Here is a 13,141-nt window from a genome sequence, read left to right as displayed (position 1 = left end):
TAGGCTGAATTTTCTAAAAAAATTACAGATAATAGAAGGAGTTCACGTTTTTTTGTTGAATATGTACTTTAAGTTTTAACAACAACAAAAAGGGATGGTGAGCTTAAATGGAAGTAACTGACGTAAGATTACGCCGTGTGAATACGGATGGTCGTATGAGAGCTATCGCATCAATTACACTGGATAATGAATTTGTGGTTCATGATATTCGTGTGATCGACGGAAACAATGGTTTATTTGTAGCAATGCCAAGTAAACGAACTCCAGATGGAGAATTCCGGGATATCGCTCATCCAATCAATTCCTCGACACGCGGGAAAATTCAAGAAGCTGTCTTGACAGAATATCATCGATTGGGAGAACTTGAAACTGAATTAGAGGAAGCTGGAGCAGGTGCTTCTTAAAATAACCTTACTTTTAAACTTTAAATTTATAATTCGTGCATCTAGAGCCTACTTCATAAGTAGTGCTCTTTTTTATTTATTCAAAAACAGATAAGTTTAGAACTTATCCGCCCATCATACAGACATTTGCTTTAATAAATTGTAAAACTTACGTTTTTATCTAAAGTTTAAGTACCCATCCTTTTTATTTTTTAAACCTTTTTGTTTAACCGGATATTGTAAGTAGGACCGCCTAATGACCTAAGATAAAATGAACCGGTAACCTGATCTCGGAATGGGAGTTAACAACGGGTGCAGTGCTTCTAAATGGCTTGTACATAGGGCGTGGCGCGGTCGTGGCAGTGTTTTGGGATAAAGGGGGAGGATATGTGATTTCTGTACATTGACCGGGTATACATCATTAATTTCATGTAAAATAATGTCCCAAGATCCAATGCTAACCTTTGTAAGGCTGTCGGATATCGGAAATTTTTCACCTGATTGGTTGACAATTATATGTACTTTTAATTGTTACCTTGAAAAGAATCACTATTTGAGATAATATTTTTAGTGGATAAAAAGGTGAAAATGGAGGCCTGTTATGAGTAATCGCTATGCAATAATATTGGCCGCTGGGCAAGGTACTAGGATGAAATCTAAGCTTTATAAGGTTTTGCACCCTGTTTGCGGGAAACCAATGGTACAACATGTTATCGATCAAGTCAATCAACTTCAAATAGAAGATATTGTAACAGTCATCGGCCATGGTGCTGAAAAGGTTCAAGAACAACTTGGTGATTCATGCAAGTATGCCTTACAAGAACAGCAATTAGGTACGGCACATGCTGTAAAGCAAGCGGAAAGCGTTTTATCCGCAAAAAGTGGCACGACCCTTGTTATTTGCGGTGATACGCCTCTGATTAAAGCGGAAACAATGAGAGAGCTTATAGCATTGCATGAGCAAAGTCAGGCGAAAGCAACAATCTTAACAGCATATGCAGATAACCCTGCTGGCTATGGAAGGGTCCTTCGCGGTGAAGGCGGACTTGTAGAAAAAATCGTCGAGCATAAGGATGCTTCTGAAGAAGAAAGATATGTTAAGGAAATAAATACCGGTACATATTGCTTCGACAACCAAGCATTATTTAGCGCGCTGAAAAAAGTTTCAAATGAAAATGTCCAGGGAGAATATTACTTACCGGATGTTATTGAAATCTTAAAAGAAGAAGGCGAAGTGGTGACGGCTTTCCAATCCAGTGATTTCGAGGAGACATTGGGTGTGAATGACCGTGTGGCTTTATCGCAGGCAGAGCAAATTTTACGGAAACGCATCAATGAAACGCATATGAGGAACGGTGTAACGATCATCGATCCGGTTACAACGTTCATTGAAGCGGATGTGCAAATCGGACAGGACACAGTCATTAACCCTGGGTCATTCATTAAAGGAAAAAGTATTATCGGGCAGGATTGCTTGATTGGCCCGAATACGGAAATCAGTAATTGTGAAATTGGTGATGGAACGGAAGTCCTCCAATCGGTTGTACACGAAAGCAGTATTGGAAGTTTTGTTAAAATCGGTCCATTCGCACATGTTAGGCCTCAATCAGATATTAAGGATTCCGTTAAGATCGGTAATTTTGTCGAAATTAAAAAGACCGTTTTTGGCAAAGGAAGCAAGGCGTCACATTTGAGTTATATTGGTGATGCAGAGGTTGGGGAGAATGTTAATATAGGCTGCGGATCTATTACCGTGAATTACGACGGGAAAAATAAATATTTGACGAAGATTGAAGACAATGTCTTCATAGGCTGCAATTCTAATCTGGTTGCACCTGTGACAGTAGGAGAAGGGGCATATGTAGCTGCTGGTTCAACCATCACGCATGATGTACCGCAGGAAGCCCTATCCGTTGCTCGGGCTCGTCAAGTTAACAAAGAAGATTATGTCAAAAATTTGAAATTTAATAAATAACCGACGGAGGTCATCATGTCAAATCAGTATTTAGATCCTAATTTAAAAGTATTCTCTTTAAATTCAAACTTCGATTTAGCTCAGGAAATTGCTGCTGCAATCGGTGTTGAACTTGGAAAATGTAGCGTAACAAGTTTCAGTGACGGTGAAGTTCAAATTAATATTGAAGAAAGTATTCGTGGCTGTGACGTATTCGTGATCCAATCAACAAGCCAACCAGTGAATGAAAATTTAATGGAACTTTTAATTATGATCGATGCTCTTAAACGTGCTTCAGCTAAAACGATCAATATTGTAATGCCATATTACGGTTATGCCCGACAAGATCGTAAAGCGCGTGCGCGTGAACCGATTACAGCTAAACTTGTCGCAAATCTTTTAGAAACGGCTGGTGCCCACCGTGTAATCACATTAGATCTTCACGCACCTCAAATTCAAGGTTTCTTCGATATTCTAATCGATCACCTTGTTGCCGTTCCGATTTTAGCTGATTTCTTCAAGGAAAAAGATTTAAGTGATATCGTCATCGTTTCCCCAGATCATGGTGGTGTAACACGTGCCCGTAAAATGGCTGATCGCCTAAAAGCACCGATCGCCATTATCGATAAGCGCCGCCCAAGACCGAACGTGGCTGAAGTCATGAACATCATTGGTAATATTGAAGGGAAGACAGCAATACTGATTGATGACATCATCGATACTGCAGGAACTATTACATTAGCGGCCAATGCCCTTGTGGAGAATGGGGCTAAAGCAGTGTACGCTTGTTGTACTCACCCAGTCCTTTCAGGTCCTGCCATCGAAAGGATTCAAAATTCAACGATCAAGGAATTGGTCGTGACTAACTCGATTGCCCTATCTAAAGATAAGAAGATCGATAAAATTGTTGGACTTTCTGTAGCACCTTTGATTGCAGAGGCAATCATTCGTGTACATGAGGAACAATCAGTCAGCACATTATTCGATTGATAACAAAATAAACGAAAATACGGCGGGCCTTTCGGGCTCGCCGTGTTTTTGTTTAAAGGTTTCAGAAAATTTTTAATCCTTAGTTGACAGATGAGAATAGTAATAATAAAATAACTATACAAATTCAATTCAAATTCATGGAATGAAAAACTGTACTACGCAAGTGCATACTGGTTAACGCCGATCGGACTACCGAAGGCTCCTTTTCACTTACCATTGAACATTAGGCATCATTTTGCCCTATTGTCCAATTGGTGAAGGAAAGGAGCCTTTTATTTTTATATAAATTGTTTAAGAAGGGTGTGCAGAATATGAAGAGAAAACGAAAGATATGGCTGCTGTCCATCTTCAGCATCTTCATGCTGATAGTAAGTGCATGTGGGCAGGAAAAGAATAGTTCCAAGAGTGCTGACGCAAAAGAATCAGATAAAACCATCCGAATCGGTTATCAAAAATTCGGGACATTAAATATTTTAAAATCAAAAGGGAGTCTGGAAACACATTTGAAAGAAGTGGGATATACCGTCGATTGGACTGAATTCCCTGCAGGACCTCAGCTGCTTGAAGCCTTGAATGTCGGAAGCCTTGATTTTGGGCACACAGGGGAGGCGCCGCCGATATTTGCACAAGCAGCCAAGGCTCCGCTTGTCTATATTGCCAATCAACCGGCAAACCCATCAGGAGAGGCTATAGTTGTACAAAAGGATTCACCCATCAAAAATGTGAAAGATTTAAAGGGAAAGAAGGTTGGTTTGAATAAAGGCTCCAATGTTCATTATCTATTGGTCAAAGCTTTAGAGGAAGCAGGACTTACTCTTGATGATATTACCCCGGTCTACTTACCGCCGGCAGATGCGAGGGCCGCTTTTGAAGGAAATCAAATTGATGCCTGGGTAATATGGGATCCATTTTTATCAGCGGCGGAATTGGAACTTGAAACGAAAACGATCCTGGATGGAGATGGACTTGTGGCGAATCGTGAATTCTTCTTGGCAACTGATTCATTTGCCGGGAATGAAGAGGCGTTAAAGATTATCAAAGAAGAACTGATAAAGGCTGATAAGTGGATTGAAGAGAACCCAGGAGATGTCGCTGAGTTTCTATCTCCGGAAATTGGAATGAGTGTTGAGGCATTGGAAAAAACATTGAAAAGAAAAGAATATGGACTCGAGGAGATTTCCAATGCCGTTTTGGATGATCAACAAAAGATTGCCGATACTTTTTACAATCTTAAGTTAATCCCAAGCAAGATTAATATTCTGGATGCTTCAGCAGATCTTAAAAAACATTAAGGGGGAAATACAAATGAAAGTTTTTTGGTTTTTACCATCACACGGGGAAAGTCGCTATTTAGGGTCAACAAAGGGAGGAAGGGCAATCACGCTTCCTTATTTAAAGCAAATAGCACAGGCGGTCGATCATTTGGGATTTGAAGGAGCGTTGCTTCCGACGGGACGGTCTTGTGAGGATGCATGGGTAGTGGGTTCTTCGTTGATTTCCGCCACGGAAAGAATGAAATTTTTAGTTGCGGTCCGCCCAGGTTTAATGTCGCCAACCTTGGCTGCCAGGATGGCTTCGAGCTTCGACCGGCTGTCGAATGGACGTCTCTTGATCAATGTAGTAACTGGAGGGGATCCGGTCGAATTGGCGGGTGATGGCGTATTTCTGAATCATAAGGAACGATATGGGCAGACAGATGAATTTCTTGATATCTGGAGAAAGGAAATGTCCGGGGGTAAAGTGGACTTTGAAGGGGAGCACCTAAAGGTCGAAGGCGGGGACATCCTTTTGCCACCTGTACAAAAACCGTACCCGCCACTCTATTTCGGGGGTTCCTCCGACCCTGCCATCGATATATCAGGAAAGCATATAGATGTGTACTTGACTTGGGGTGAACCCTTGGTACAAGTAGCTGAAAAAATTGAAAAGGTACGTAAAAGGGCAGCAGAATATGGACGTGAGGTCAGGTTTGGCATACGGATGCATGTCATTGTAAGAGAAACGGAAGAAGAAGCTTGGCAGGCAGCAGAGGAACTCATTAAATATGTGGATGACGAAATGATTGAAAATTCACAGAAGATTTTTGAAAGATTTGATTCAGTAGGCCAGAAGCGGATGGCGCAACTCCATAACGGAAACAGGGATTCGCTTGAAATTAGCCCTAACCTATGGGCAGGTGTAGGTCTTGTGCGCGGGGGCGCCGGTACGGCACTGGTTGGGAGTGCAGAAAATGTTGCTGCCAGAATGAAAGAATATGAAGAAATCGGAATAGAATCCTTTGTTTTATCTGGATACCCCCATCTTGAAGAAGCGTACAGAGTTGCGGAATTATTATTCCCTTTACTCCCTGTTGAACGGCTGCAAGGACCTGTTTCAAATGCTACGAGCCCATTCGGGGAAATATTGGCTAATGACCACTACCCTACAAAAGGAAGTGAAATTGAAGATGAAGTTAAACAAAAAGTTCAATAGGTTCCACCACATATCATGGCTTGTGCCCATCCTCCTTTTGGTAACTTGGCAGCTGCTGTCTTTGTGGGGGATTTTGTCGGATCGGATATTGCCTGCCCCGACTGAAGTGTTTCAAGCAGGTGTTGCTTTATTGGGGACAGGTGAACTTATTGATTATATCGGCATCAGTGCTCAGCGTGCCTTCATCGGCTTTTTAATAGGCGGGATCATTGGTTTTGTACTAGGTTTATTAAATGGATTATCATCCATTGCTGAAGCTTTATTCGATACCTCGCTTCAGATGTTGCGTAATATTCCCCATTTAGCTTTAATACCACTGGTGATTCTATGGTTTGGTATAGAGGAAGAAGCGAAAATCTTCCTTGTCGCTTTAGGGGTTCTATTTCCTATCTATTTAAATACATTTCATGGTGTGAAATCGGTGGATAAGGGATTAATCGAAGCGGCGAGGGTTTATGGGTTAAGTGGTTTTTCTTTATTCTGGAATGTACTCCTCCCTGCAGCCTTTCCATCCATTTTGGTGGGTATCCGCTTCTCTCTTGGAATCATGTGGGTCACATTAATTGTTGCGGAAACAATTTCCGCTAATTCCGGAATTGGATATATGGCTATGAATGCCCGGGAATTCATGAGGATGGATATAGTTGTTCTTAGTATTCTCTTATATGCCTTATTAGGAAAAATATCGGACGTTGCGGCCAAAGTGATTGAAAAAAGATGCTTAAAGTGGCATCCGTCATACCAATGAGGAGGTCATTAACATGAAAAATGGAAATTCGTTGGAGTTGCATGGTGTAAGAAAGGATTTTGGGAAGTTTGAAGTATTGAAGGGGATGGACTTGACATTTAAAAAGGGGGAATTCATAGCCATTGTCGGTAAGAGTGGTTGTGGGAAGAGCACCTTGCTTCGTCTTGTGGCAGGACTGGAAAAGCCGACGGGTGGGAAAATACTGGTAAATGGAAAGCCGTTGAATGGCTTAAATAAATCATCACGTACGATGTTTCAGGATGGCAGGCTTTTTCCTTGGAAAAAAATCCTTCAAAATATTGGTGTAGGCTTGAAAGGGGATTGGAAGCCAAACGCAATGGAATTGCTGGAGCTAGTGGGCCTGGCAGATCGAGCAAATGATTGGCCGTCCGTTTTATCTGGGGGGCAAAAACAGAGGATTGCATTGGCGAGGGCATTGGTTAACCAACCTGACATTCTCCTTTTGGATGAGCCACTAGGGGCGTTGGATGCTTTAACGAGGATTGGCATGCAAAGGCTGATAGAAGAACTATGGAGGGAAAGGGACTTTACTGCCTTACTTGTTACACATGATGTTGAAGAAGCCGTTATGCTTGCCGACCGTGTCATATTAATCGAAGAAGGCAAAGTCGTCATGAATAAGGAAATCAATCTGCCTAGACCGCGGAAAAAGGATAGTATTCAATACTCATCACTAGCAGCCCAAATCCTAGACCGAGTGATGCAAGTCGAGGGGGAAATGGAAAAAAAAGCGATTCACGCTTGAGTTAGAGAAAAAAAGAATGAAAAAAGATTTTGCAGCGGATTCCTATGTTTACCATATGTTTATCGCCTTCTTGCTCCCTTCGGATTTTACCTTTCATGTTTAATGATTCGCCATTTAGGGAAATGTTAAATATAGAGAAACTTGTAATTCATATTTAGGAAGGCGGAGGATGTATGAGTAATATATTAGCTGCAAAAGAACGTACGGGTTCAAAACACTCTAATTTAAGGAATTTGAGAGAAAGCGGCGAAATCCCTGCGATAGTATATGGCAATAAAAATGACAGTACGGCCATTTCAGTCAATAATATTGAGCTTCAAAAGACAATCAAGGAAATAGGCCGTAATGGAATCATTTCTTTGGACTTGGAAGGTAAGAGTTATAAAGTCATGCTCTCTGACTATCAAAAGGATCCAATAAAAAACTCCATTTATCATGCAGACTTTTTAATTGTAGATATGTCCGCTCAATTACAGGCACAAGTTCGCATTAACCTTGTCGGTGTTTGCAAAGGCGTGAAAGACGGTGGGGTCCTTCAGCAGTCTCTTCATGAAGTGACGGTTACGGCTAAACCTAATGACATTCCTGACTCCATCGATGTTGACGTTACAGAACTTCAGGTAGGGGAAACAATCTACATATCCGATATCCAAACGAATAAGCAAGTTACAATCGGCAACGATGGTGAAGAAGTTGTTGCATCTGTTTTGGCTCCTCGTCAGGAAGAGGAAATAAGTACAGGTGAACAGCAGGATGGCGGCATCCCTGAAAATGAAGAAGGCAGGGAAACCAAGGCATCACCAGAGTCATGATGCCGGGATTAAACAAGTGAATCGTGATATAATAGGCGTAGCTCTTAACGAGTTACGTCTTTTCAATCTCTGGAATGCATCCATTTAAACCGGACGGACTTTTTTTGTAATGGATTCCTTTAATTTGGATTTTACCTAATTAGTTCTCCGGTCGCTTGCAGTCCAGCTTGAAATTAGGGTACTATTTTTCTAAGGTCAATGATCTTGGAAAAACTTCGTCCCAGCGTAACTCCCTAAATAACCGTAATGACGGAGTGTGAATCATGAAAATTATTGTAGGGTTAGGGAACCCAGGTAAACAATATGAAAAAACTCGGCATAACGTCGGATTTGAAGTAATAGATGAGTTATCCAAAAGATGGTCGATCCCTCTTGATCAAGCAAAACATAAGGGGATATATGGTTCAGGAATGGTAAAGGGAGAAAAGGTTTTATTGCTTAAACCCTTAACCTACATGAATTTATCAGGAGAATCCATTTCGGCTGTCATGCATTTCTTTAAGGTGGATATCGCGGATTTGGTCATTATATATGATGACCTTGATTTGCCTCCAGGAAAGCTTCGCCTTCGTCAAAAAGGAAGTGCAGGCGGTCATAATGGGATAAAATCTTCAATTGCCCATTTGGGTACACAGGAATTCAATCGAATCAGAATAGGCATTGGCCGCCCGATTGGCCGTATTCCGGTATCTGATTATGTATTAGGGCGTTTTTCGCCTGAAGAATGGGATCAAGTCGGGGCAACGATCGAAAAAAGCGCAGCTTCATGTGAAGCCTGGTTGGAAAAACCATTTATACAGGTCATGAACGAATATAACCAATAAGCAGAGAGTAGATATAAGTAAAGAATAATATCTTCCTGTTTCGCTGAATAAAACCCCTCTACTTTTGTACATACTAACACTATTACAAAAATAGGGGGTTACCAAATGGCTCTCCATTATCGATGCCGACATTGCGGAACTAAGCTGGGCTCAATCGAGGCACACTCACTGAGTACGGAGCAGTTAGGTTTTAATCAACTTACCGATGAAGAGCGACAAGAGATGATCGTTTATGATTCTGAAGGGGATATGCATGTAAGGGCGATATGTGAAGATTGCCATGAATCGCTGCAAAGAAACCCTGATTTATATGAAAACGATTATATTATTCATTAGCGGGAGAGGGCTTTGGACAAAATCCAAAGCATTTTTCCGTTTGTCTGGAATACCAGGGCACATAAATTGCCGTTAATAGAGGATCTTGGTGATGGCCAAGTTCAAATACAGTAAATGTTTTTCGCACGTTAAAGAGAGGGGGGAAAGAAAATGAATGGATTGCAGAACTTGTTTTCCAAACAAGATGATGTTCATTCGTTAATAGCCGGCATCGATGAAGGGCTTAAGGAGCAAATCGTCTCTGGTCTGACAGGTTCCTCGAGATCGTTATTGCTGGCTTCCGTATATGAAAAGACGAACAGGCCTATTTTATTAGTTACCCATAATTTATTGCAAGCACAGAAATTCCATGAGGACTTATCCAGTTTCATTCCCGAGGAAGAATTATATATATATCCAGCCAATGAATTGATTGCGGCTGATTTGAGTGTTGCCAGCCCGGAATTAAGGGCCCAACGTGTAGAGGCTTTGAACTTTTGGGCGGAGGGAAAGAAAGGGATTGTCATTGCCCCGATTCCCGGAGTGCGTCGTGTGCTTCCTCCAAAGGATATTTGGAAGAGACATCAGCTAGCTTTTAATCTAGGGGAAGACATCGAGCTTGAACCAACGCTTAATAAGTTCATTGCCATGGGTTATAACCGGTCCGAAATGGTTGCTTCTCCAGGTGAATTCAGTATCAGGGGCGGTATAATCGATATTTATCCGATCACCGAACCTAATCCAATACGAATTGAATTATTCGATACCGAAATAGATTCAATAAGGACTTTTTCAAGCGAAGATCAGCGATCCATCGAGAAGCTCAAGAAAGTGACGATTGGCCCCGTCAGTGAGGCTTTGCTAGAGACGGAGCATATCGAAAGAATCATAACAAGGCTCGAGAGCGGATTAAGTAAAAGCTTGAAGAAACTTAAAGACGAGAAAACCAAGGAACAGCTGGTTCAAACGATCAGTTATGAACTTGAACAGCTGAAAATGGGGAATATACCCGACAAAATCTTTAAATACTTAAGTTTGGCGTATGAAGATCCAGCTAGTTTAATAGATTATTTACCGGTAAATGGTTTGGTTTTCTTGGATGAAATCAGTAGAATCCAGGAAATCAATGATTCGTTGGAAAAGGAAGAGGCTGGGTGGTACACGGACCTTTTAAGTCAGGGACAAATTATCCACGACATAAAGTTGGCTCATCCCATGCAGGAATTAATAGTGAAATCCAGCAGGCCGTTTGTATACCTTTCATTGTTTTTACGGCATGTACCGCATACGAATCCTCAGAATATCCTGAATTTTGCCAGTAAACAAATGCAAAATTTCCATGGACAGATGAATGTGTTCAAAGCTGAACTGGAACGTTGGAAAAAAGGGAAATATACAGTCGTCATACTTGGACAGGATGAAGAACGGGTAAAAAAGCTGCATTCGGTTTTAGCCGATTATGATATAGAGGCCGCAGAACTGTTTAATGCTGACAGCATTCTTCCAGGTAAAGTACAGATTTTACGCGGCAGTCTAAATAGCGGCTTTGAATTGCCTATGCAAAAGTTCAGTATCATTACGGAAACGGAATTGTTTAATAAGAAGTCAAAGAAATCGGTACGGAGACAGAAACTATCGAATGCGGAGCGAATCAAGAGTTATTCCGAACTGAAGATCGGTGACTATGTCGTTCACGTTAACCACGGTATCGGAAAATACTTGGGTATTGAAACCCTTACGATAAATGGGGTCCATAAAGATTACCTGAATATTCGTTATCAAGCGGATGACAAATTGTATGTTCCTGTCGACCAAATTGATCTTGTCCAAAAATATGTCGGTTCTGAAGGAAAAGAGCCGAAGCTTTACAAGCTAGGCGGAACGGAATGGAAACGTGTCAAAAGTAAGGTTCAATCATCCGTTGAGAACATTGCCGATGATTTAATCAAGTTATACGCAGAAAGAGAAGCGGCAAAGGGCTATGCCTTTTCACCTGATGGTGATATGCAGAGAGAATTCGAAACATCATTCGCTTATAACGAAACGGAAGATCAATTACGTTCCATAGTCGAAATCAAAAAGGATATGGAACGGGAACGGCCGATGGATCGTTTATTATGTGGCGATGTTGGATATGGGAAGACAGAGGTGGCGATCCGGGCCGCTTTTAAAGCCATAATGGATGGGAAGCAGGTTGCATTTCTTGTTCCGACCACAATCCTCGCCCAGCAGCATTATGAAACATTAAGGGAGCGTTTTCAGGATTATCCCATTTCGATTGGCCTTATGAGCCGTTTCCGGACTAAAAAACAGCAAACGGAAACGATTAAAGGATTGAAGGCCGGCACGGTGGATATTGTGGTTGGCACACATAGGATTTTATCAAAAGATATCGTGTACCGCGATTTGGGATTGCTGATCATTGATGAAGAACAGCGCTTTGGCGTTACACATAAGGAAAAGATCAAACGGTTAAAAACAAATGTGGATGTACTGACTTTGACTGCGACACCGATACCAAGGACCCTACATATGTCTATGTTGGGCGTGAGGGATCTGTCCGTCATCGAAACACCGCCTGAGAACCGGTTCCCGATCCAAACTTATGTCATGGAGTATAATGGCTCTTTGGTAACGGAAGCGATAGAACGGGAATTGGCCAGGGGTGGTCAGGTTTATTTCCTTTACAATCGGGTAGAGGATATAGCAAGAAAAGCAGAAGAAATTTCCATGCTGGTGCCTGATGCCCGTGTCACCTTTGCTCATGGGCAAATGACAGAGCAAGAACTGGAAGCCGTCATGTTCGGCTTTTTAGAAGGCGAATATGATGTTTTGGTAAGTACAACCATTATAGAGACGGGTGTTGATATTCCCAATGTCAATACGCTTATAGTGAATGAAGCGGATAGAATGGGACTTTCACAGCTCTATCAGCTGCGTGGCCGTGTAGGTCGATCCAATCGGGTGGCATATGCGTTCTTCACTTATAGGAAAGATAAAGTGTTGACGGAAGTGGCGGAAAAACGTCTTCAATCCATTAAGGAATTTACAGAATTGGGTTCAGGGTTCAAAATCGCGATGCGTGATTTATCCATCAGGGGAGCTGGAAACATTCTAGGGGCTCAACAACATGGCTTCATCGATTCGGTTGGTTTTGATCTGTATTCACAAATGTTGAAAGAAGCTGTAGATGCGAAACGTAATGACCAAACAGCCCAAGAAAAGAGCACCCTGGAAATCGACGTTGAAGTGGATGCTTATATCCCGGATGCCTACATAATGGATGGACATCAGAAAATAGAAATGTATAAAAGGTTCAGAGGTATAGCTTCGCTTGAAGAAGTTGAAGAATTACAAGAGGAAATGATCGATCGTTTCGGAGAATATCCAGAGGAAGTTTCCTATTTATTCATGATTGCCGAAATGAAGGTATATGCTGAAAAGGCTGGAATTGAAAGCATTAAACAATTAAAGCAGGAAATCAGCATTCTCCTTAGGGAAAAGGTCAGCAGCGAAGTGGATGGACAAAAGGTGTTCGAGCTGGGATCGAAGTATGGCCGTATGGTGGGCTTCGGCATGGACGGCAATCGAATGAAGCTGGTCCTGCACATAAAAGGCGTGGAACAAAGCAAGTGGCTTAATATCTTATTTGAAATGGCCAAGGGTTTGCAGTATGTAAAAAAAGAGACGCAAGCCACAAAAAACTAAAATTGAATGATTGTCCTCTAGAAGAAATTTTTTTAGGTACCATGGTAAAAAAATGCAACAAAAAGAAAAATTTTTTCAAAGTGCATAGAACTTACCATTAGAAAAATACTAAGTACAATAGCTGGTGATGATTTTGCTACAAAATGAGGATTTATCAAATCAATTAGAT

General features: G+C 41.5%; 11 protein-coding genes. All 11 read left to right on the top strand.

Translation table 11 applies throughout. The annotated features are described in order from the left end of the window. The first annotated feature begins 107 nt into the window (after window positions 1-107). The 11 genes from spoVG (at window position 108) to mfd (ending at window position 12,972) form a co-directional block, all read left to right on the top strand. Complete coding sequence (gene spoVG / locus ACIQ0C_RS23115) at window positions 108-404, top strand: septation regulator SpoVG (RefSeq protein WP_034316332.1); 297 nt, start codon at window positions 108-110, stop codon at window positions 402-404. Between the two features lie 580 nt (window positions 405-984). Next, entirely contained in the window at window positions 985-2,358 is a 1,374-nt protein-coding gene (gene glmU / locus ACIQ0C_RS23110; RefSeq protein ID WP_403064299.1) for a bifunctional UDP-N-acetylglucosamine diphosphorylase/glucosamine-1-phosphate N-acetyltransferase GlmU, read from the top strand. Between the two features lie 15 nt (window positions 2,359-2,373). Then, window positions 2,374-3,327: a ribose-phosphate diphosphokinase gene (locus ACIQ0C_RS23105; RefSeq protein ID WP_403064296.1), complete on the top strand. Its 954-nt coding sequence runs from the start codon at window positions 2,374-2,376 to the stop codon at window positions 3,325-3,327. A gap of 311 nt (window positions 3,328-3,638) precedes the next feature. Next, window positions 3,639-4,619, top strand: coding sequence for a sulfonate ABC transporter substrate-binding protein (locus ACIQ0C_RS23100; RefSeq protein WP_403064293.1), 981 nt, complete (start codon window positions 3,639-3,641; stop codon window positions 4,617-4,619). Between the two features lie 13 nt (window positions 4,620-4,632). Next, window positions 4,633-5,799, top strand: a complete 1,167-nt coding sequence (ssuD, locus tag ACIQ0C_RS23095; RefSeq protein WP_403064290.1) for an FMNH2-dependent alkanesulfonate monooxygenase — start codon at window positions 4,633-4,635, stop codon at window positions 5,797-5,799. Then, window positions 5,774-6,547: an aliphatic sulfonate ABC transporter permease SsuC gene (ssuC, locus tag ACIQ0C_RS23090; protein ID WP_403064287.1), complete on the top strand. Its 774-nt coding sequence runs from the start codon at window positions 5,774-5,776 to the stop codon at window positions 6,545-6,547. Before ssuD ends, ssuC begins: the two co-directional genes overlap by 26 nt. A gap of 13 nt (window positions 6,548-6,560) precedes the next feature. Next, complete coding sequence (locus ACIQ0C_RS23085; protein ID WP_403064284.1) at window positions 6,561-7,313, top strand: ATP-binding cassette domain-containing protein; 753 nt, start codon at window positions 6,561-6,563, stop codon at window positions 7,311-7,313. 173 nt (window positions 7,314-7,486) lie between these two features. Then, the gene (locus ACIQ0C_RS23080) at window positions 7,487-8,125 is read left to right on the top strand and encodes a 50S ribosomal protein L25/general stress protein Ctc (RefSeq protein WP_402843139.1); all 639 of its coding nucleotides are present in this window, start codon (window positions 7,487-7,489) and stop codon (window positions 8,123-8,125) included. Window positions 8,126-8,388: 263 nt separating this feature from the next. Beyond that, window positions 8,389-8,949, top strand: a complete 561-nt coding sequence (gene pth / locus ACIQ0C_RS23075; RefSeq protein WP_402843142.1) for an aminoacyl-tRNA hydrolase — start codon at window positions 8,389-8,391, stop codon at window positions 8,947-8,949. Window positions 8,950-9,054: 105 nt separating this feature from the next. Beyond that, window positions 9,055-9,285 (top strand): anti-sigma-F factor Fin, encoded by a 231-nt coding sequence (gene fin / locus ACIQ0C_RS23070; RefSeq protein ID WP_034316319.1) that lies wholly within the window; start codon window positions 9,055-9,057, stop codon window positions 9,283-9,285. 150 nt (window positions 9,286-9,435) lie between these two features. Continuing rightward, window positions 9,436-12,972 (top strand): transcription-repair coupling factor, encoded by a 3,537-nt coding sequence (mfd, locus tag ACIQ0C_RS23065; RefSeq protein WP_403064281.1) that lies wholly within the window; start codon window positions 9,436-9,438, stop codon window positions 12,970-12,972. Window positions 12,973-13,141: the final 169 nt, after the last annotated feature.

It is taken from the genome of Peribacillus sp. NPDC096448 (genome assembly GCF_044762675.1).
Lineage (GTDB): Bacteria > Bacillota > Bacilli > Bacillales > DSM-1321 > Peribacillus > Peribacillus frigoritolerans_B.
This window is presented reverse-complemented; position numbering and strand designations above follow the sequence as displayed.